This window comes from Bacillus sp. AR13-1, from assembly GCF_008042285.1.
Classification (GTDB): domain Bacteria; phylum Bacillota; class Bacilli; order Bacillales; family Bacillaceae_G; genus Bacillus_A; species Bacillus_A mycoides.
Map to the genome: position 1 here is coordinate 1 of NZ_QNUA01000045.1, position 22939 is coordinate 22939.

The window sequence follows — 22939 nt, forward strand, 5'->3', positions numbered from 1 at the left end:
AAATCTTTTCTTTCTATTAAATATTTTGTTTTAAATTATTTATATAAAGAAATGGAGGCCAGAAAATGAATTTTTTAAAGAAATTTAAGTATCTCTTTATAGCGTGTATCCCTATGTATATAGTTATTCTTTAATTTCAATCGAATAAAAAAGCAAGGTATTCGAGAAAAAAGTACGGTACCATACAGAGAAAACGCTCTCCCATACAAAAGTAAATTGTACCGAAAGTGATAAAAGCGAATGTTATATGGAGGGAACCCACTAATAATTTCACCTGAAAATCGGTAATTAATGAAACAAAGAATAACAAAATGATACATGATTACGAGTTAATATCCCAAAAAGATAGGATTACTAGTGACAATCTTTGATACTGACAAGTGAGGTGACGTCGATGAGAGGGCCATTAATAAAAAGTGGAGTATTTATTTTAGTTTTAACAGGAGGGCTATATCTTACAAAATACGCATATGACCATCATACTAACCGAGTTAAAGTAAGAGACACGATTCAACAAATATCAATAGAGCATGGTATACCACCATGGATTCCTTTATCTATTGCATTCCATGAAAGTAAGTTTGATCAAAATGCAGTCGGAGATCAGGGCACATCATTTGGACTGTTTCAGCTCCATCGAGGTGGACTAGCACCTAAAGATTTAACGAACGAAGATTTGAAAAATATAGAAACTAATACTCGAATTGCAATATCTAATATGAAAAATGCATATAACCGTGGTTTACAGCAAAATTTAAAAGGACCAGAGCTATTAAAACATGTTGCTAATACCTCAGGGTGGCCTGGGAATAAGGGTGTTCAATGGACAAATAAGCAGACAGACTATAACGAGGGGTTAGAAAACAGTTTTAAAATGTTTTCTAAACGACAATACGATTTTATAGAATGAAATTTCTTTTTTCTTTCTATTATTATATAACTTACGCCTAAATACGAAAGTTTCCTAAAACAGATACATAGATTGACTTTGTACTGCTTATATTAGGAATTTAAAGAAACAATATGTATAATTCTCCCACTACAATAGTATAGTGGCCTTTATTAACAGCAAAATCTACAATTTATAAGGAGAACATTTTATGAGTAAGAGAATAAAAGAATTAGATTCCATACGAGGGTTAGCGGCACTGACAGTGGTATTTGGACATTTTTGTTTAATGCTACCATCGTTGCCTAATTCTATTAAATTTTCTCCGCTTAGGTTTTTATGGGCTGGCGGGGAAGCTGTAATCGTTTTTTATGTACTCAGTGGTTTTGTGTTATCTATGGCACTTTATCATTCAAAAACAAATTATTGGGGATATTTAATTAAGCGATTTGTACGAATCTATATTCCTTATTATTTTTGGATAATCATTACCTTTGCTTTATTTATTTTGTTCTCGCCGTATGAAGTGGCTGGACTACGGGATTGGTTCTATGATAGGTGGCAAGGGTCTATAACAAAAATAGATATTATAAACCATTTTGTGCTTCTTAATAACTTTTTTACGGAAAATTATAATCCAGTTATCTGGTCATTGGCTCAAGAAATGCGTATATCTATTGTGTTTCCGTTGTTATTCCTTCTTTTTTATAAACTGAGTTGGAAGAAAACGATACTATTTGCTTTGAGCTTTTCTTTAATTAGTGTTTTCCTTAATATGTTGCATATAGGGAAAGCAGAGGGATTTTATAATGGTTATGCCGATACACTGCATTTCACATCGATGTTTATGGTTGGAATGTTACTTTTTAAGCATCAGGAAAAGCTTATCTACTTATATAGGAATATGAAAAAATTTAATAAAGGATTTCTTATTGCATTAGGGATTATTCTATATTTATATTCCATTTTAATTTATGGTTTTTCCCGTAATGATACTACTTTCTTATTAAAAGATTGGGGTGTCGTAATTGGTGTTAGTATATTTATAATAATGGCCATGAGTAACCTAAAAGTGAAAGCATTTTTAAATAAGAGTGTATTTGTATACTTAGGAGAAATTTCATACAGTATCTATTTGTGTCATTTTCCAATCATGATGGTACTATTTAAACTTTTGTATACAAAGATACCTATCTTTTTCCTTCTTGCTTTGTGTATTTCAATGACAATACTTTTTTCTATAGTTTCGTATCATTTAATTGAAAAGAAATGTATCAACTGGGCAAAACAAAGAACAACAAATTTTCGAAAAAAAGTGTAATGCTTGAAGGAATTTTATTTCTTTAGTAAATATACGAATATGACCGATTCCTAAGTATATTAGGAATCGGTCAATTACGGATTCTATATAAATATACTAAAATTGAACAAATTTTTAATTTTATACTTAACTCCAAAAATCCTCTTACTAAAGAGAATCTTCGTAACGTTTTTCCAGACATAGCCGAAAGTACAATTAGTAAAAAGCTAGTTTCCTTGTAGCTGCTTGGTCAAATAAAGCTAGTTTCAAGAGGAAGAAATGCTCAATGTATACAGGTTTAATTCTGTATTAATAATTATTAGGGGTAACAACACATCGCTATCTATATCTAAAATGTTATATAAAACTATTGAATATTTTATTCGTAAAAACAGAGGTGTAAAATGAATTTTATTTCCGAACTACTTGTTACCTTTGCAATTCCTACAATACAACTCACATTCTTGTTACTACTCATTTTTGTTTTTAGCTACTTTGTAGTATACAAAAAGGTATGTAAAGGAGGGGGGGAATTTACCGTACAACAAGTCATATTGTTTATATTGATAATAGGATATTATTCCCTTGTATTATCAGCTACTTCATTTGGTCGTCCAGATGATATAACTTTCGCAAGAACAATTGACTTTGATGTACTTAGTGTTTATAAAAAAGCATGGAATACCTTTTCATTTTCTTCTTTTTTCCATATCATTGTGAATATAGGTATGCTTTTTCCGTTAGGAATTTTATTACCTTTATTTAGTAATGTTTTTCAAAAAACAAAATGGATGTTAATCAGCTCAATTATAGCAAGTTTATTGCTTGAAATCCTTGAATTTATAATGCAACGTGGAAGTATGGAACTAGCCGATTTACTTCATAATACTTTAGGAATGATGCTAGGATATTCTATGTTAAATATAGTTCTTATATTGTTGAAGAAAAAAGAAACAGATACACAAATGACCAAATATTTATTTCTTCCGATTACAGTAAGTTTTGTTGCACTTGGAATAATGATTTCGTATCAAATGAAGGAATTTGGGAATATGCCTTTAGATCCCATTACAAAAACAGACATGACTGATGTCACTATAAAAACATCAATAGAGTTAAAAGACGAAGGTAATAAAATGCCTGTTTACAAAGAGGAAATTACAAAAATGCCTAATGACAATGAGCCAGTTACAAAAAAATCACATATTCGAGATGTCGAAATTCTGTCTCCCAAAGAAGTATTTCAAAAACTAAAACAAGGAGACTTTGATCCTATAATATCTTTCAAAGCAGGTGATACATTAGTCATTACAGATTATAATATAGATTACTACGCTGATACAAAAGGCTTTTCTCAACCTATATATGTTTTTCAAGTACACTTAAATGATAATGGGAAAGATAGTTGGTCTCAACCTATTTCTGCGAGAAGATAACGTAGATTTTCATGTTTTTGTTCATGTGAAATAGTTTAATCGAGTTGTCTTGCTCATTTGAAAAATCTCCTATGGAATTTAATTGAAATTGAAAAACATTTAAGAAGAACAATTACGCTGTGGGCTATTGTATAGTGTAGATATGAATAACAAAAAAGGGGGACTATATATGTGGAAGCGATTTGTAGCGATTGGTGATAGTTTTACAGAGGGGATAGGGGATGAAGTTGAGGGAATAGCATTAAAAAGCTGGGTAGATCATTTTGTTCAACTGTGTGTAGATGATTTAAAATATGCTAATTTTGCAAAACGTGGGTTAGTAACTAAAGAAATTCGCTCACAGCAATTGGAACAGGCATTAACTTTTAATCCAGATTTGGTTAGTCTAATTGCAGGTGCAAACGATGTTTTAAAAGGACGTTGGAATCATCATGCATATAAGAACGATATGGAATTTATGATAGATACATTAAGTAAAGCAGGTGCTGATATTATTATAGCAAACCTTCCAGATTTTACTGTTAGGCTTCCATTTCCTTCTGAAAAAAAACAAGTATTAAAAGAACAATTATTAGAGGCAAATGAAGTTATACTTTCACTGAGTAGAGAGTATAAGCTTCATCATGTTGACTTTTGGAATCATCATTTAGTTAATGACAATACGCTTTGGTCTACGGATTTAATTCATCCAAACTCAAAAGGATATGTAAAAGTTGCTGAATTGATTTTTAGTAGTTTGCCTGTACATGACTCTTTTAAATAAGCTGTAGAATGACCTAAACTCCTGTCGCATGCTGTACAGGGGTTTTTGGTGCGAAAAAGAAGGATATAGAGTGCCTATAAATTATACTTTAAGTAATTCTTTTTATTGTTTATATTTTTGTTATTTTCTGTTGCAGAATCCTTAGTATAAGGATTCTTTTTTTGTATCAATAATCTATAAAGAAAAAAGATGAAATTGGCGAAAATGAACTAAAAGGTATTTTAAATGAATTGTTAAAACAACACTAATAATGATAACGTTCGCTAAATATATTCGTCGTTTGTAAGAATCTTAAAATCTTCCCTTTTTGAATGCAGCTTAACCATAAATTTAATTTTTTTGTAAATGTGGAACTATTTCATTACTTACACTGTCTATTAAGCGTTAAAACATTTTTTATTTAACATATTTAGAAAGGAATAATCATTTTTAATTAAGGGAGAAGATTGAATTGAAAAAAATATGGATGCTGCTTTTCTTTTGTTTTGGAGTTATGTTGGTAGGATGCAATAAAGATGAGCCGCCAAAACAAGCATTTGAAGAATATATCAATTTATGGAATGATAAAAAATTTACAAATATGTATGATTATTTATCAGAACATGCAAAAAAAACGATTTCTAAAAAGGAGTTCACAGAGAAATATCAAAAAATTTATGAGGGTATTGGAGTTAAGAATTTAAAAATTAAAACGAAAGGAGAGAATACTAAAGATAAAGAACTTTTTCTTTTTGAAGTTAATATGGATACGGATGGAGGAACAGTTTCATTCATCCATGAAGCAAAACTCGTGAAAGATAAAGATAAGGAATCTTGGAAAATAGATTGGACACCAGACTTCATTTTCCCAGGTATGAAAAAAGATTACAAAGTACGTATGCAAACAGAGCAAGGAAAACGCGGAGAAATATATGATCGAAATGGAAAAGGGCTTGCAACGAATGGTAAAGCGACTGAAGTTGGAATTATTCCAGAGAAACTAGGTGAAACGGCAGCGCAAACGAAAGAAATAGTAGCACAATTACTTGATATGTCTATAGAAGAGATCAATCAAAAGCTCGCAGCGAAATGGATAAAACCAGATTCCCTTGTACCAATTGGTATTTTAAAAGAGGGAACCAGACAGAATGATTATATTGAATTAGAAGGAGTTTCATCTCGCCCAGTAAATATTCGTACGTATCCATTAGGAGAAGCAGCGGCACACTTAACGGGATATATAGGAAAGGTAAATGCAGAGGAGTTAAAATCGCTTCAAAAAAAAGGTTATCAAGCAGATGATTTAGTGGGTAAGACAGGTTTAGAGAAAGTATTAGAGAATAAATTGCGTGGTGAAAAGGGTGGACGCGTATTTATGGAAGATGAGAACGGGAAAGAGATTAAAAACGTAGCAAAACAAGAAGCAAAAAAAGGGGAAAATGTTACGTTAACTATTGATGCTGCAATTCAAGAAAAAATCTTTAATGAGATGAAAAATGAAGCAGGATCTAGTGCAGCGGTCAATCCTAAAACGGGTGAAACAATCGCACTTGTAAGTAGCCCTGCTTATAATCCAAATACAATAGTTAGAGGAGCATCAAAAGCTCAACGGGAAGCATGGAATAATGACTCGAAACTGCCAATGATGAATCGCTTCACACAAGCATTTGTACCAGGTTCCGTATTTAAAACGATAACAGGTGCAATTGGTTTGGAAACAAACACAATAAATCCTAAGGAAGAATTTAAAATTCAAGGATTAAAGTGGACAAAAGATTCATCTTGGGGAAATTATTATGTAACACGTGTGAAGGATGCTAGTCCAGTTGATTTTGATAAGGCAATGAAGTACTCTGATAATATTTATTTTGCTCAACAAGCTTTGAAAATAGGAAAAGATCAGTATGTAAATGAATTTAAGAAATACGGATTTCATGAAAAATTACCAATTGAATACGAATTCCCTATTTCAATCATTGCAAAAGATGGGATAAAAAATGATATTCAACTAGCAGACACGGGGTACGGACAAGGACAAGTATTAATGACACCTCTTCATTTAGCATTGACTTATGCACCGATTGTCAATGAGGGTAACATTCCGTCACCGCATCTTATAAAAAAAACAAAAGCAGCGGGAAATTGGAAAGAAAATGTGATTTCTACCAAGAATCAAGAGATATTAAAAAGTGCGTTAATAAAGGTTATTAATGATCCTGATGGTGCTGGGAGAACTGCTAAAGTTGATGGTGTAACTCTCGCTGGTAAGACAGGTACAGCAGAACTGAAAGAATCGAAAGAAGCAGAGGGTAAAGAACTTGGTTGGTTTGCAGCTTTCGATGCAAGCGCGCCAAACATGATTGTTACCATGATGATTGAAGATGTAAAAGGAAGAGGCGGGAGCAACGTTCCAGGTGAAAAAATAAAACATGTTTTTCAGAAATAATACTTAATTAGAAGGTGAAATTTACTCCTTTAGTAAATATACAAACCTTACCGATTCAAGATTATATTAGGAATCGGTTAATTTATGTCTAAACGCAGATTTTATGATTTTAATAATCGTATTTAATTACGTGTTTTTTACACAATTAAATATGATTATTTTTTATTTGAAAATTATAAAACAACAAATTTTAAAATGTTAAATTAGATAATTGAAATTTAAAAAATTAGAGCTATTATACTTAACTTTATTTTCAGAAATATTACAAAGCTGTTAGTTTGAAGTAAGGTTATTCAATATAAGTAAGAGGGGAATTTCTTTATACTAAAAGATAAAAGTATATTTTATATTCTTACAGATAATAAACATATACTTTAACTAGTCCCACTTAACGACCTTGCGGCATGTTTGAAGAGGGAGATTCCTACGGACACTGAGAAGGGAGTCTTTTGTCGGAAAAGATAAATAAAAGGAGCTTAATATATGTATAAAATTATGATTGTAGAAGATGACCAAAAAATTTCTAAACTACTTCAATCCCATATTAATAAGTACGGGTATGAAGGGAATATTACAGAGGATTTTGAAAATATTTTGGCTAACTTTGAAAAAATTCAACCTGATTTAGTTTTATTAGATGTAAATTTACCGAGTTTTGATGGTTTCTACTGGTGCCGACAAATTAGAACGGTCTCTACTTGTCCCATTATATTTATATCAGCACGTAGTGGAGAGATGGAGCAAGTTATGGCACTTGAACATGGTGCAGACGATTATATCACTAAACCGTTTCATTATGAAGTTGTAATGGCAAAAATCCGAAGTCATCTTCGAAGAATTTACGGAGAATACGCACCGAAAGCGGAAGAAAGAGTTGTTCAGCAATCCGGTTTAATACTTTATCCAGAAAAAATGGAATTAAAGCTAAATGATAGCATGTGTATACTGTCAAAAAAAGAAACTGCTTTACTAGAAACTCTCTTACGACAATCTCCTAGTATTGTTAGTCGAGAGAAAATCTTAGAAAAACTTTGGGATGACTATACGTATGTAGATGATAATACGTTAAGTGTAAATGTTACACGTGTCCGAAAAAAATTAGAGGAAATCGGAATAAAAAATGCATTAGAAACAGTTCGTGGTGCTGGATATCGTTTGAAAATAACTTGGAAGAATGATGAGGTATAATAATGAATTTATTTTTACGTGAACATATCCCTTTCATCTGTTTCTCAATCATTCAGCTATTTGTCGTTCTAACTGTTTATTGGCTGGATGGATATAACCACTTATCTACTGCGTTATATAGTGTGTTTTTAGGAGGATGCTTTTTAATTGCGTTTTTACTTTATCGCTACTTTAGCCATCGTAGATTTTATAACAAATTATCCAACCCTTCTGAAACATTAGAGGACTCCTTAGAAGAACTCGATTCCACTCCATTATCAGTAGCACTTCAGCGTGTGTTAAAGACACAATACAGTCAATATCATCAACAGTTAAAGACTTGGGAATATAAACAAAAAGAGCACCTTACATTTATTAATCAATGGGTGCATCAGATGAAAACGCCTCTATCAGTTATTGAACTGATCACACAAGAAGAGAATGGGGAGGTTTTTGAAAGTATTGTGGAAGAAGTAGATCAAATGCAGTACGGATTAGAAATGGTCTTATATATGGCGCGATTACAAACGTTTGAGCAAGATTTTTATGTGGAAAGAGTTTCGTTACAGGAAATCGTTCAAGAAGTAATCCGTGAAAATAAACGTCTGTTTATCCGTAGCTATGTTTATCCAGAAGTAAAAGTAAAACAAACTATTATGGTAGAAACCGATAGAAAGTGGCTTCGGTTTGTTATTCATCAAGTGATATCCAATGCCATTAAGTATTCAGCAGGAAGTAGAAAAAACGTTACTATTACTACATTAGAAGAAGAGCGCTCAGTAATCCTTGAAATACACGATCATGGTGTGGGAATTCCAAAAGAAGACCTCCCGAGAGTATTCCGCCCATTTTATACGGGAATAAACGGTCGGAAATTTAAGGAATCTACTGGGATGGGATTATATCTTGTGAAAAATATTATAAAAAGATTGGAACATGATATTGAAATAAAGTCGGAAGTAGGAAAAGGAACAACAATCTGTATTATTTTCCCTTATGCAAATCGTTAGAACGGTGTTTAGTTTGATTTTTCAGAAATATTACAGACCTGTTAGATATATGAAAGGTTAATCGATATGAGAAGAAGGGACGCTTAGATAAACTTAGGTTATTAAAAGATAAAAAGGAGCAAAACGATATGGAAATATTAAAGGTCTGTGAACTGAGTAAAATCTATACAGGAAAGGTATCTTATGAAGCGCTCGCCGACATTAATTTGAGTGTGAAAAAAGGGGAGTTTGTAGGAATAATGGGACCATCAGGAAGTGGAAAAACTACTTTGTTGAACATGGTTTCTACTATTGATTCTCCCACATCAGGAGAAATATTGATTAATGGAGAAAATCCATATCAATTATCTCAAAATGAACTGGCATTATTTCGAAGACGTGAATTAGGTTTTGTGTTTCAAGCATTCAATCTTCTTACAACATTAACTGTAAAAGAAAATATTGTTCTTCCTCTGACGTTAGATGGTACTAAAGTTGAGGATATGAATCAGCGTGTAGAAGGTATTGCAGAAAAATTAGGCATTCAAGATATATTAAATAAACGAACATATGAAATATCAGGCGGACAAGCACAAAGAACAGCAATTGCACGTGCTCTAATTCATAAACCTAAATTATTACTAGCAGATGAACCGACGGGAAACTTAGATTCAAAAGCGGCTAATGATGTAATGGAGTTATTAAAACGATTAAATAAAGAACAAGATGCAACAATGATGCTTGTTACGCACGATCCAGTGGCTGCAAGTTTTTGTGATCGCGTTGTATTTATTAAAGATGGAAAATTATATAACGAAATTTATAACGGAGAAAACCAACAATTGTTTTATCAAAAAATTATAGATGTACTTGCATTACTAGGAGGTCGTAAGCATGACTTTTCAAAGATTCGCTTTTAATAATATCATTCGAAGTAAGCGGACTTATGCTGCACACTTTCTAAGTAGCTCATTTTCAGTTATGGTTTTTTTCACATATTCACTCTTACTTTTTCATCCTGATTTACAAGGAGAATTAGCCTCCACAAGTAAAACAATGAGCCTTTTAGGAACAATGGGGATGCAAATCTCTCAATATCTCATTTTTGTATTTTCATTCTTCTTTCTTTTATATTCGGTGAGTTCTTTTTTAAAAACAAGAAAAAAAGAATTTGGAATTTTAATCATGCATGGTATGACACCGGCGCAGTTAAATAAATTAATTTTTTTAGAAAATATGTTAATTGGAGTCGCTTCAATTACATTTGGTATCTTAATTGGTTTGATATTTTCAAAGCTCAATTTATTGGCAAGTGAAAATATATTAGCGATTGATAAGGGTCTTCCTTTTTACGTTCCTATAAAAGCTGTCTTTACGACAATTGGCGCATTTTTGATTCTGTTTCTAGTCATTTCGTTGTTTACTTCTAAAATGGTAAAAGCAAACAAGTTAATTGATTTGATGAAATCAGAGGAAAAGCCAAAACCAGAGCCAAAGGCATCAAAAGCATTAGCATTCCTTTCCGTATTATTAATTGGGTTAGGGTATGGATGTGTGTTCTATTTCGTACTAGAAAGAAACTTCATTATGCCTTACTTACTTGGAGGAGTAGTTTTTGTAGTGATAGGGACATATTTTCTATTTTCACAGTTGAGCGTGTATGTAATACGTGTCTTAAAGAAAAAAGACACTGTATTTTTTAATAAAACGAACCTACTTACTATATCTGAATTGGCTTATCGTATGAAGGATAATGCAACTATGTTCTTTATGCTAGCGATTGTTTCCGCTGTGGCTTTCACAGGAATTGGTACATGTTTAGCAATGGGAAATAAGGGATTAACGGAGATGATCAATCCATTTGCATTTACCTATACCTCGTTAGGCGAGAATCCCCAAGAAGGAGAGCACATTACAGAAATAAAAAAACAACTCACTCGTTCAAATTTTTCTTATCAGGTAGCGGTTACGAATCCTAAATTCACGGAAAATAATTTAGTGCTAATCAAAGTATCAGAGTATAACAAGTTTGCAAAAATCTTCGGGTATGAAATGGAAAAGATAGATAATGATCAAGAAGCGATTATAGTACCCTCAATAATTTCGCAAAAAGAAAAGTATGCAAGAGGAAAAGATATACCCGAGAAAATAGATGTAGTACAGGAAAACTTAGAGATGTCCCTTGGGGTCAAGAAGGCAGTCCCGTATATAGTTCTCCCAAATACAATTGGAGCTATTATTGTTGTTTCGGATTCTTTGTACGATACAATCCCGAATAGAAAGACAGAAGATGATTCTTACGTAATGAAAAGTCAATATGGATTTGTAGTGGAAAATTGGGAGAAATCAAGAGTGGTTACAAAAAAATTAGAAGCAACAATGGGTAATAATAATTCGGTGCAAGCACATCATTATTTTAAAGCATTGTATTCTGAATGGATTTTTTCGAAACAAGAGAACGGTATTTTACTTATTGTCAGTGTATTAGTAGGGATCGTATTCTTTACGTTCGCAGCCAGTCTTTTATATTTCCGACTATATGCAGATTTAGAAAGGGAACAACAACAATATGAAATGATTGCGAAGGTCGGTCTAAGTAGAAGAGAGCTAAAGAAAATCGTAACGCGTCAGCTTACGTTAATGTTCTTCTTGCCTTTAATTATAGCGATTATTCATAGTGGTGTCGCTTTTATAGCCTTGCAACAGCTAATTGACTTCTCTGTTTTAAAGATGTCCATTTTAATTATACTAGCCTTTATATCCATTCAAAGTGTGTACTTTTTCACTGTCCGTTGGCGTTATTTACAACGGTTATATAAAAAAATCATGTAACGTATTGATAAAACAAGCAAAGAGGAGAAAAAGAAATGAAAAAAGTAATGAAAGTGTGTATGGCAGGAGTTGTATCAATTTCTATGTTAGGGGCTTGTTCTTTTGGAAAGAAAGAAGAACCAAGGAATGCCGCTTTATTGATTGGGGAAGAACAATCATTAAAAGAAATAGTAAGTCAACATAAAAGTGAAATTAAGACCAACACTTTATATAAAGTGAAAAAAGCAGAAACTGGCGGTAAACAACTATTAATTATGGAACGAAAAACTGCAGAGAAAATGGTTGAGATAGGTGTGTTGAGAGAATCAGATAATGATAATGAAGTATGGAGTTCAGATCCAATAAAGTCATTACCTTCAGCTCCAAAAGGTAATGCTGTATTATTGGCTAGTAAGAAAAATAAAAAAATTAAGGAATTAACAATTAATGAAAAGAAAATAGAAGTCCAGTATGCTAGCGATACTTGGTTTGGTCACTATCGTAATTCAGATTATGAGGATTTGATTGTAATTGTTGACAATACTACTTTCAATCAAATCCCTGTAAATGAAACATCAATGGAAATCCTTCATTTCAATAAATCGTATGGTGAAGATAGACCATATAACACAGATGATGTTACGGCTGTACAAGCAGAAACTGAATGGAAAAAACTCACTAAAACTATGGGGAGTCAAGTGGATGTATTAGATGCGGTTTCTATTATAAAAAAATAATGAAAATATATTTAATACAGAAAAACCAGGATGATTTTAAGAATTTATCCTGGTCTTTTTTATTACATTTTTTTAGAAATATCATCTGTCGAAAAAAAAGATAAACAATGGAACAAATGAAACTTGTATCATGTCTATATATTGAAACCATATTAAAAGTGAGGGCAGCTTTATGTTTATTCAAATAAGTTTGAGGTGTGGAAATGGAACAGAAGTTTATTGAAAAATGTAATCATGATGAGCTTGACTATGTTATAAAAGACTATTGGCAAGATGTATGGAATTATTCATTTATTATTACGAAAGATCCACACTTATCAGATGACATCACACAAGATGTATTTATTAAGGTTTTTAAACATTGGAATTCGTTTCGAAAGGAGTCATCTATTAAAACGTGGATATTAAAAATTACAAGAAATACGGCAATAAACTATTTGAAATCCTCTTATTTTAAAAGGATATCTTTAGTGGGATTTTTTAGTGACGATAAGCAATCTCCATCGGCAGAACAAGAATTTTTTAATCAAGAGGAAATGAATGATGTGTGGGATGTTGTATTAAAACTACCTAAAAAACACCGCGAAATACTAATATTGGACGCGAAATATGAATTATCTTATGAAGAAATGGCTGAAACATTAGGTGTATCCATTGGAACAGTCAAATCTAGGTTAAGCAGAGCAAGAAGTAAAGTTTCAAAATTAATAGGGGAGGGTAGAAGTGATGAACAGTAAAAAAAATCCTGACTGGTATAGCAAATTAAAAAATGGACCAATGGAGCGTCGTAAAGATGAAGAAGCATTTATTTATAAAATAAAGCAATCGATATACCAAAATAGTGAAGTAGACTCTGTACCATACAAGAGACCATTTCGTAAAAAAGCATTGCCTATTGTAGTTGTTTTGGTTTGTACAATGTTATTTTTTATTGTTCAACAACCTTGGCTTGATGATAATAAATCACCGGTACAAAGTAGTACTCAAATTAAGCCTAAAACAAAAGATGAGTCTGCTCAAGATCCATCATTAAAACAATTTATGAATGAGTTATATCGAAGTACAAATTCAAAAAATGAAAATGACCTGTATAGAGCGTTAAATGATGAAGTTCTATTTAAAGGGAAAAGTTATCAGAAGGATGAATTGAAGTTTGATGAGGATATTTTTCATGAGTTGCAAGTCGCTCTTACAATGGGGGGAGAATTTGCAAATGATACAAAGAAAGCATACAAAGTACCAAGTGGATTGACAGAAAGTAACCAACCAAAGCAATCGCATTTTATATATGCAACTGTTACTGGAAATAAAACGAAAATTTTAGCTGAACCAAAACGAGAATCACAAGTTTTATATGAAGTATCTAATGAAATGGTAAAAGCTTTGATTCCAGAAAAAGTACAGAATGATGGATTTATAAAAGTATCGACAATTAACGGTTATACTGGATATGTACAAAAAGAGTATGTTTTAACTGATATTAAATATTCTTTCATATTTGAAAAGAATGATGAAGGTATATGGGAAATAACGAATATAGATTCTATATGGTAAAAGAGGAAGGTTCACTTTAATGAACCTTCCTCTTTATCTTTATCCTCTTTTTGAAGTGAATTCCAGCACTCTAAAATTTCTGATGTAACGAGAGCAGCAATATTTTTTTCCGAATTACTACCAGGAATAACGACAGAAATAGCAATTTTTGGATCTTCGGTAGGAGCATATGCAATGAAAAGAGAATGATTTATCATTCTTTCTTGCTCGTTCGGAGAGCCAGTTATCCCTGTTTTACCCGCGACATGAAAGGGCAAGTTTTTAATCTCCTCTATATTTTGACTCATCCCACCTTGCACGACACTCCAAAATTTCATAGGATAACGATTTGAACTTTCTAAGAGTGGTTTAAACTTTTTTGTTTCCTTATCGTCTTGACCAATAATAGCACTTACGATTTGAGGTTTATATTTATCACCTTTACTTGCCAAAGTTGCTGCATATTGAGCAAGTTGTAGAGGGGTGTGTACTTCATTTCCTCCCCAAGATGCATTTAATAAAGCAGAGATTCCATTTTCAAACTTATTAGATGGATGAAATTCATATTCTCCGTCTTCTTCAAAGGGTAAATCAATACCAGTTTTAGAGCGGAGGCCAAATTGCTTTAAATAATCTGTCCATATATTTGCTACTTTTTCTATATTCCCATTATTTCGGTTGAATAAGGGGAGAGCTACTTTTGCTGTCATAAATGTATTTGATGAATTAATGATAGCTTGACTCGGTGTAATTTCACCTGTTGGTGTTCCAGGAGCATTGGTGATGTTATTTTGATTATCATACTGAAAACTACCATTATCCAAATATGTATCCTCAGGTTGAAAAAGCTTTTCGTTTAATCCGATTAAAATAGTAAGTGGCTTTATAGTAGAGGCCATATTTACATAAGATTCACCATATTTTAATTTTTGAATTGCTTTATTTTGCGAAAGGGATTTAATGTTTTCTTTTTTAGATGATACATGTGTATTTAATATATTTGGATCAAAAACTGCCGAATTGGCCATAGTTAATATTGCGCCAGTTTTTACATCGGTTACTACTGCATAACCAGCATTAGCATCAGGTACTTTCTTAATTTGAGATCTTAGTGCTTCCTCTGTTTTTTGCTGCAATTTAGAGTCTAAAGCTAGCCGGACATCTTTTCCTTTTTGTACTTTTTGAATGTTCCATAAGAACTTTTTATTATTCATTTTAAAAATCAGAGTTTTTCCGGGTTTTCCTTTTAAATCATTTTCATATTGAAACTCAATCCCACTTTTACCAACAGGTACATTTTTAGAATTAAGGTCATTTTCTACATACCCAATTACTTGTGAAGCAATTTCGTTCTTTGGATAATATCGAATGAATTCGTCTTTGATCACTACATTTTTAGGTTTATTCTTGTTTATGAATGAAATTTCATTTTCACTTATATCAGAGTATAAGGATATTTCATTCATAGTCTGCTTATTACAGGATTGTTGTAATTGAGATTTTATGTCCTCTGTAGAAATGTCATGTTGAAACTCGTTTGAAAATTGATTGAAAAAAGCTAATGTGTTTGATGTATCTTTATTCGATAGTTTTTCATCATTAGAAGTGCAATATAGAGACTTAACTTTCTTATTTGTAGCTAGTATTACACCATTTTGATCAAGAATTTTTCCTCTTTCAGCTGAAGAAGTTGCGATAGTAATTGAAATGAAGTTGATTTTTAATAAAATTAGTAAAATCACACTTACAATAGAAAGAACCGCAAAAAATCTCCATCTTTTCGTATGTAACATATAACCCTCCCTTATGTAGCCTATTCCATCTTATAGTTAATTATTTTTTTTGTAAATGTGGAACAACTTTATGATTTAGATTGTCTATTAAGTATTACAGCATGAAGAAAGGAACAATCAGTATGAAAAAAAGTACATGTTAATAGTAAGTCTATGTGTAAGTTTAATATGAGTCATTATACAGTTTAGCATTTCTAATGCAGGCGACAAAAAAATAGAGAAAAAAACAGGAAGGGAGATTTATCAATTACACGGCTAAACCAAAAGGAATGGATGCCTACAAGGATTTAACAAAAAAGATAAGACACTATTATAACTGAATAGTGGTTTCTAATATATAGGGAACGCTTTTAGTATATTTATTTACTAAGTATTAGTGAGGATTTCCTGAAGAATTATATGGAGGATTTATGAAAGAACAAAAAGTAAAGAAACAGAAGACATATATATCTATTCGATTGAATATAATGTTCCTTTGCATATTTGTACTATTCTCAGCTATTATTATGCAGCTAGGAAAAGTACAAATCGTTGAGGGAGAGGCTTATAAGAACCAAGTGGAAAACAGTCAAAATGAAACAACTAGTATACCAGTTCCACGTGGACAGATTCTAGATCGAGAAGGGAAAACGGTCGTTAATAATAAATCTCTTCGCACAATTACGTATACAAGGGTGAAGGGGATTACGAGTGAAGATATTTTAAAAACAGCAAAAGACTTGGCGAAGGTACTTGAAATGCCTGAGCAAGATATAAATAAATTAACCGATATCGATAAAAAAGATTTTTGGATGCAATTGAATACGAAACGTGCGGAATCAAAGATTACTAAAAAAGACATAGGAAATTTTAAAGAAAAGGGAATAGAGGGAAAAGAACTAGACAAAAAAATTCAAGACTTAAGACGAAGTCGCGTTACAGAAGTAGAATTGGCAGAATTAACAGCACAAGATTTAAAGGTGTTAGCTATTAAAAGTAAAATGAGTTCAGGTTATCAACTGACACCACAAATTATAAAAAAAGATGTGACAGATCAAGAATATGCGCGGATAAGTGAAAAACTTGCGGAGTTTCCAGGAGTAGATACAACAGTTGATTGGGAACGTAATTATGTAAATGGTAATTTATTTCGTTCCGTGTTAGGTAATATTACAAGTAGTGAAGAAGGATTACCGAAAGAAAACTTAGATTCTTATTTGGTACGTGGATATAACCGTAATGATCGTGTAGGAAAAAGTTATATTGAACAACGATATGAAGATGTATTACACGGCACAAAAGAAGAAGTGAAAAACATTACTGATAAATCAGGAAACATTATAAACACAGAAATAATCTCTAAAGGAAAAAGTGGTAATAGTTTAACATTAACGATTGATATGGAATTACAAAAGAAAGTGGAAGAAAGTATAGAGAAAAATTTGAGAGCTTTTAAGAGTTCAGAGCCACTGTTGGACCGAGCGTTTGTCGTCATGACAAATCCAAATAACGGACAGATTTTATCTATGGCAGGCAAAAAGATTGTAGAAAAAGAAGGGAAAATAGAGATTGAGGATTTGGCATTAGGTAACATGACAACTTCGTATGAGCTAGGGTCAGCTGTAAAAGGCGCAACGTTATTAACTGGATATGAGACAGGGGCAATACAGCCAGGAGATCAATTTTATGATGCACCTATGAAATTTAAAGGTACACAAGCCAAGAAATCATGGAATGTATCCGGATTTGGTAATATTAATGATTTACGAGCTTTACAAGTATCTTCGAATGTATACATGTTCCAGACAGCTTTAAAAATTGCGGGAGTTAATTACGTACCGAATGGTTCATTGGATATTAAACAAGAAGCATTTGATAAAATGCGTTATTATTTTAAACAATTTGGTTTAGGGGTACCAACAGGTATTGATTTACCGAATGAAATAATTGGGCAAACGAGAAAAGTAGATAGTCAACCTGGGTTTTTACTAGATTTTTCTATCGGTCAGTATGATACGTATACGCCATTGCAATTGGCACAATATATTTCAACTATTGCAAATGGTGGATATAGAATGCAACCCCAAATTGTACAAGAAATACGAGAGCAATCAATAAAAGAAGAAGAGGTCGGTAAAGTTATACGCTCTATAGAGCCTGTCGTATTAAATCGAGTTGATATGAAGAAAGAACATATTGATCGGATAAAAGAAGGTTTTAGATGGGTATTCCAAGAAGGTGATGGAACTGGCGTGAAGTATTTCAAAAATGCGCCATATAAACCAGCAGGAAAGACAGGGACAGCTCAAACTGTATATGGTGGAGATGATCCAATTGGTAGAAATGCAAAAGGAGAACGTATGGAATGTTACAACTTAACATTAGTTGGATATGCTCCATATGATAATCCAGAAGTAGCATTTTCTGTAGTAGTCCCATGGCTTCATGATGATAAAAATGGAATTAATTCTATAATTGGAAAGGAAATTTTAGATGTATACTTTGATTTAAAAAAGCAACGTATACATGGTGAAGCTGCTAGTACAGATAGTTCGAATCAAAGATAGTAAAATTTGTGCACTTTTCTCAGGGGAAGAGACCCTGTTTATATAAAAGCCTTTATAAGTTAAAGAAAAAGGAAGATTTGAAATAAGAGATAGCGGCTATCATAGTTGCTATCTCTTACTTTTGTTAATATCTTGGCTACTAGTTAAAAAGGTTTTAAATTTATGGAACAAACTTGTTTCTTAGATGGTCTATTATGTGTACGTATAAAAACAGGTTTTCAAATAGGATACAGTGTATTGAATTTACTACTTGTTTTCAGTATTGAAAATTTGAAAGGAATGATGATTTTGAAAAACAAGAGGATGTTAAAAATAGGTTTATGTGTTGGTATATTAGGTTTAAGTCTTACAAGCCTAGAAGCTTTTACAGGAGGGGCATTGCAAGTTGAAGCGAAAGAAAAGACCGGACCAGTTAAACATAAAAATCATGCGACGTATAAAGAATTCTCTCAACTTGAGAAAAAATTTGATGCTCGATTAGGTGTATATGCTATTGATACTGGTACAAATCGAACAATTGCTTATCGACCTAACGAAAGATTTGCCTTTGCATCAACCTACAAGGCATTAGCGGCAGGAGTATTGCTACAGCAAAACTCAACTGAGAAATTAAATGAAGTTATCACTTATACGAAAGACGACTTGGTGGAATATTCACCCGTTACAGAGAAACATGTAGATACAGGCATGAAACTTGGGGAAATTGCAGAGGCGGCTGTTCGTTCCAGTGATAATACCGCCGGGAATATTTTATTTAATAAAATAGGCGGACCTAAAGGATATGAAAAAGCACTTAGACAGATGGGTGATCGGGTTACTATGGCTGATCGCTTTGAGCCAGAGTTAAACGAAGCTACTCCAGGAGACATTCGTGACACTAGTACAGCGAAAGCCATTGCTACCAATCTTAAGGCTTTTACGGTCGGAAATGCACTTCCAGCTGATAAACGTAAAATTCTTACAGAGTGGATGAAAGGAAATGCTACAGGAGACAAACTTATTCGTGCAGGCGTACCAACTGACTGGGTAGTTGGAGATAAATCAGGAGCTGGAAGTTATGGGACACGAAATGATATTGCTATCGTTTGGCCACCGAACAGGGCACCTATTATCATTGCAATCTTATCTAGTAAAGATGAGAAAGAAGCTACCTATGATAATAAATTAATTGCAGATGCAGCTGAAGTTATAGTTAAGGCTCTTAAATGATAATTTCTCAATTCTTTATGTAATGTAATTGAAAATAGGAACCTAGAAAGCGATTCTTTTTACTGTGAAAAGAATCGCTTTTTTGTATTCCTATAATGAATAGTAAGTATATAAGCGAAAATTATTATTTCATGGACAATTTATCCCCTAAAGTGCATGAGGGAAATTTTCTCCTGTGGTGTTCGTAGCAATATGATTATTATGTATACGATAATAATATTTTGGAGTAGTTAAGCTAGATACTCCTATATGGATATGTAATTTTACATATCCATATAAAAGACACATATGTGTTAATCACTATTAAATTATATTGAAATCATTTTTAAGTAAGGGATTAATATAGATTTAAGGGAATCAAAGAATTTTTATGTTTAATTATCATAGTATAATTATTTCACTTTATGAAATGAAATTTGTATTTAACTTTTTTAAATATAATATTTTTAAATTCGAATAATAAATATCTGAAAAATTAAATTTAATCAATGTGATTTTCAGGTTTACTTATGAAAAACATAGTGTTTAAAATGAGGGGGAAGTAAGATCCTTATATTCTATCAAAAATAAATAAAAAACGAGATACGATTACTCTATCGAAAAAATTTCTATCCTCAAGTGTGTGTGATGAAATCCTAACGTTAGGTTGTACAAAATTTACGATTAAAACTGTAAAAAACAATAGTGAAGAGGTGTACGGAATGAAGAATAAAATTATGACAGGATTTTTAATAACATCAATCGTTACTGGAGCGACTATTCCTATCAATACTCTCGCAATGCCAATCGTTCAGGCAGAAACGAAACAAGATAATATAGATATTTCCTCAGCATTACGAAAAATAGGTGCACACTCCAAATTAACACAAACCTTTATAGATGGAGCCTTAGCAAGTCCGAATGTGCAACTTGAAGAAGTTCCATCTTTAAATACAACTCAATTTCTAATTAAACAAGATATGAAAGAGTGGTCATCAGAACTATATCCAAAATTAATTCTACTAAATTCAAAAAGTAAAGGATTTGCAACCAAATTTAATAGCTATTATCCAACATTAAAAGGATTTGTAGATAATAAGGAAGATAAAGAAGGGTTTATAGATAGACTGGAAGTTCTTCAAGATATGACTATAACAAACAAAGAAAACGTGCAACGTCAGATTAATGAGTTAACAGATCTTAAACTACAGGTAGATAAGAAACTGAAAAATCTTGATACAGATGTGGTAAAAGCACAGAGTGTACTTAGTTCAGAGGGAACAGGAAAAATAGACAAGTTAAAAAATGAAATGCTAAATACAAAAAAATCAATTCAAAATGATTTAGAGCAAATAGCATTATTACCAGGAGCTTTAAATGAACAAGGGCTAAAGGTATTCCAAGAGATTTATAGCCTATCAAAAGATATCATTGAACCGGCTGCTCAAACAGCGGTAGTAGCGTATAACAAAGGAAAAGAAATAAATAATACTATTGTAGAAGCAGAGAAGAAAGCAGAGCAGGAAGCAACAGAAAAGGGAAAATCAGCTATAGAAATTGAAGCTGCCAAAAAAGAAGCACGTGAAGCGATAGAGAAAAGTAAAAAAGGTGAAATTGCTGCAGCTGCAGTTACAAAAACGAAAGAGTATGATCTTATGAAAGTGATTGATCCTGAAAAAATTAAAAAAACATATAGTACCTTTGCCGAAATTAATAAACTAACAGCAGAGCAAAGAGTATATTTAAATGATTTAGAGAAACAAAATCAGAAATTATATGACTTAACAACTAAATTAACAGTAGCAGATTTACAAAAATCAATGATTCTTTTCATGCAAAATGATTTGCATACATTTGCTAATCAAGTAGATGGAGAAATTGAGCTAATGAAACGTTATAAAGAGGATTTGAATCTAATAAATAATAGTATTACAAAATTATTGACTGAAGTTGATACTAGTAACATTCAGTCTCAAAAAGATACATTAAGACGACTAAAAAATGTAACAAATCAACTCGAAGAACAAGTTTATAAATTTTAATATTAAGAATTTAGGTTTAATAAAAAGATAATAACTCAATTGAAAATAAGGAGGAGAATCAAATAATGAAATTTCCATTTAAGGTCATAACTTTGGCCACTTTAGCAACGGTTATAACTGCTACGAATGGTAGTACTATTCACGCACTTGCACAAGAACAGACAGCACAAGAACAGAAAATAGAAAATTATGCGTTAGGACCTGAAGGGTTAAAGAAAGTGTTGGCTGAAACAGGCTCTCATATTCTTGTAATGGATTTGTACGCAAAAACAATGATTAAGCAACCGAATGTAAATTTATCCAACATTGATTTAGGTTCAGGAGGGGGAGAATTAATCAAAAACATTCACCTGAATCAGGAACTGTCACGAATCAATGCAAATTACTGGCTAGATACAGCGAAGCCAAACATTCAAAAGACAGCACGTAATATTGTAAATTATGATGAACAATTTCAAAATTATTACGACACACTAGTAGATACTGTAAAAAAGAAAGATAAGGCGGGCCTCAAAGAAGGAATAGGGGATTTAATCGGTACAATTCATACAAATTCAAATGAAGTTACGGAAGTTATTAAGATGTTAGAAGCTTTCAAAACAAAGTTGTATACAAATACTGTAGATTTTAAAAATAATGTTGGAGGTCCAGATGGACAAGGGGGATTAACGGCTATATTAGCGGGAAAACAAGCACTATTCCCACAACTTCAGGCCGAAATTGAGAATTTACGTTCTACGCAGAAAGCACATTTTGATAATGTATTAGCCTGGTCAATTGGTGGTGGATTAGGAGCAGCTATTTTAGTTATTGGAACGATTGCAGGAGCGGTAGTAATTGTTGTGACCGGTGGCACAGCGACACCAGCTGTTGTTGGTGGTCTAACAGCTCTAGGGGCAGCTGGTATCGGTTTAGGAACAGCAGCTGGTGTTGAGGCATCTAATCATATGAACTCCTATAATGAAATTTCGAATAAAATTGGAGAATTAAGTATGAAAGCTGATTTAGCTAACCAAGCAGTTATTTCACTTACTAATACAAAAGACACTTTAACATATTTGTATCAAACAGTTGATCAAGCAATTATGTCTCTAACAAGTATTCAGCAACAATGGAATACGATGGGAGCGAATTATAAAGATCTATATGATAATATCGACCAAATGCAAGAACATAAACTTTCTTTAATACCTGATGATTTAAAGGCTGCAAAACAAAGTTGGAATGATATTCATAAGGATGCAGAATTCATTTCAAAAGACATTGCTTTTAAACAAGAAAAAACAAATTAAAAATCAATATATATGTATAGGAGGAATT

At 32.3% G+C, this 22939-nt stretch carries 17 protein-coding genes and 2 pseudogenes; 17 read left to right on the forward strand and 2 right to left on the reverse strand.

What is annotated here, in order from left to right:
* Positions 1-394 precede the first annotated feature (394 nt).
* From DN408_RS27205 to DN408_RS27260, 13 genes and pseudogenes are all read left to right on the forward strand, one after another.
* The gene (locus DN408_RS27205) at positions 395-910 is read left to right on the forward strand and encodes a transglycosylase SLT domain-containing protein (protein WP_016126958.1); all 516 of its coding nucleotides are present in this window, start codon (positions 395-397) and stop codon (positions 908-910) included.
* Positions 911-1100: 190 nt separating this feature from the next.
* Positions 1101-2210, forward strand: coding sequence for an acyltransferase family protein (locus DN408_RS27210; RefSeq protein ID WP_002127447.1), 1110 nt, complete (start codon positions 1101-1103; stop codon positions 2208-2210).
* A gap of 89 nt (positions 2211-2299) precedes the next feature.
* Positions 2300-2431, forward strand: a pseudogene (locus tag DN408_RS32235) (Fic family protein); the annotation flags it as partial.
* Between the two features lie 162 nt (positions 2432-2593).
* Positions 2594-3625: a VanZ family protein gene (locus tag DN408_RS27215; protein WP_050001359.1), complete on the forward strand. Its 1032-nt coding sequence runs from the start codon at positions 2594-2596 to the stop codon at positions 3623-3625.
* Positions 3626-3794: 169 nt separating this feature from the next.
* Complete coding sequence (locus tag DN408_RS27220) at positions 3795-4388, forward strand: SGNH/GDSL hydrolase family protein (RefSeq protein ID WP_002127450.1); 594 nt, start codon at positions 3795-3797, stop codon at positions 4386-4388.
* A 451-nt stretch (positions 4389-4839) separates the two neighbouring features.
* On the forward strand, positions 4840-6813 hold the full coding sequence (locus tag DN408_RS27225) for a penicillin-binding transpeptidase domain-containing protein (RefSeq protein ID WP_002168360.1): 1974 nt from the start codon (positions 4840-4842) through the stop codon (positions 6811-6813).
* A 483-nt stretch (positions 6814-7296) separates the two neighbouring features.
* Positions 7297-8001, forward strand: coding sequence for a response regulator transcription factor (locus DN408_RS27230; RefSeq protein ID WP_016120219.1), 705 nt, complete (start codon positions 7297-7299; stop codon positions 7999-8001).
* Between the two features lie 2 nt (positions 8002-8003).
* Positions 8004-8990 carry a sensor histidine kinase gene (locus tag DN408_RS27235; RefSeq protein WP_002017026.1) on the forward strand — a complete coding sequence of 329 codons (987 nt, stop codon included), beginning with the start codon at positions 8004-8006 and terminating at the stop codon, positions 8988-8990.
* A gap of 128 nt (positions 8991-9118) precedes the next feature.
* Positions 9119-9889 (forward strand): ABC transporter ATP-binding protein, encoded by a 771-nt coding sequence (locus DN408_RS27240; protein WP_016126961.1) that lies wholly within the window; start codon positions 9119-9121, stop codon positions 9887-9889.
* Entirely contained in the window at positions 9864-11801 is a 1938-nt protein-coding gene (locus tag DN408_RS27245; RefSeq protein ID WP_078179072.1) for an FtsX-like permease family protein, read from the forward strand. The genes DN408_RS27240 and DN408_RS27245 overlap by 26 nt, the downstream gene beginning before the upstream one ends.
* Before the next feature lie 35 nt (positions 11802-11836).
* Positions 11837-12517 carry a lipoprotein BA_5634 family protein gene (locus DN408_RS27250; RefSeq protein WP_078179073.1) on the forward strand — a complete coding sequence of 227 codons (681 nt, stop codon included), beginning with the start codon at positions 11837-11839 and terminating at the stop codon, positions 12515-12517.
* Positions 12518-12720: 203 nt separating this feature from the next.
* Positions 12721-13254: an RNA polymerase sigma factor gene (locus tag DN408_RS27255; RefSeq protein ID WP_002127457.1), complete on the forward strand. Its 534-nt coding sequence runs from the start codon at positions 12721-12723 to the stop codon at positions 13252-13254.
* Entirely contained in the window at positions 13244-14071 is an 828-nt protein-coding gene (locus DN408_RS27260; protein ID WP_002127459.1) for an SH3 domain-containing protein, read from the forward strand. The genes DN408_RS27255 and DN408_RS27260 overlap by 11 nt, the downstream gene beginning before the upstream one ends.
* Before the next feature lie 11 nt (positions 14072-14082).
* Here the strand turns inward: DN408_RS27260 and DN408_RS27265 are convergent, their stop codons facing one another.
* Positions 14083-15843, reverse strand: coding sequence for a peptidoglycan D,D-transpeptidase FtsI family protein (locus DN408_RS27265; protein WP_002127461.1), 1761 nt, complete (start codon positions 15841-15843; stop codon positions 14083-14085).
* 410 nt (positions 15844-16253) lie between these two features.
* Here DN408_RS27265 and DN408_RS27270 point away from each other — a divergent pair, with 410 nt between their 5' ends.
* Together DN408_RS27270 and bla are read left to right on the forward strand one after the other, a co-directional pair.
* Positions 16254-18389, forward strand: coding sequence for a peptidoglycan D,D-transpeptidase FtsI family protein (locus DN408_RS27270; RefSeq protein WP_003189299.1), 2136 nt, complete (start codon positions 16254-16256; stop codon positions 18387-18389).
* Positions 18390-18671: 282 nt separating this feature from the next.
* Positions 18672-19598 (forward strand): class A beta-lactamase Bla1, encoded by a 927-nt coding sequence (gene bla, locus DN408_RS27275; RefSeq protein ID WP_175491563.1) that lies wholly within the window; start codon positions 18672-18674, stop codon positions 19596-19598.
* A 7-nt stretch (positions 19599-19605) separates the two neighbouring features.
* On the opposite strand, the pseudogene DN408_RS32580 reads toward bla, so the two are convergent.
* Positions 19606-19692: pseudogene (locus DN408_RS32580) on the reverse strand (undecaprenyl-diphosphatase); the annotation flags it as partial.
* Positions 19693-20299: 607 nt separating this feature from the next.
* Between DN408_RS32580 and hblC the strand changes: the two are divergent.
* Positions 20300-21619, forward strand: a complete 1320-nt coding sequence (hblC, locus tag DN408_RS27280) for a hemolysin BL lytic component L2 (protein ID WP_147740458.1) — start codon at positions 20300-20302, stop codon at positions 21617-21619.
* 62 nt (positions 21620-21681) lie between these two features.
* Positions 21682-22911 carry a hemolysin BL lytic component L1 gene (hblD, locus tag DN408_RS27285; RefSeq protein WP_142396323.1) on the forward strand — a complete coding sequence of 410 codons (1230 nt, stop codon included), beginning with the start codon at positions 21682-21684 and terminating at the stop codon, positions 22909-22911.
* Positions 22912-22939: the final 28 nt, after the last annotated feature.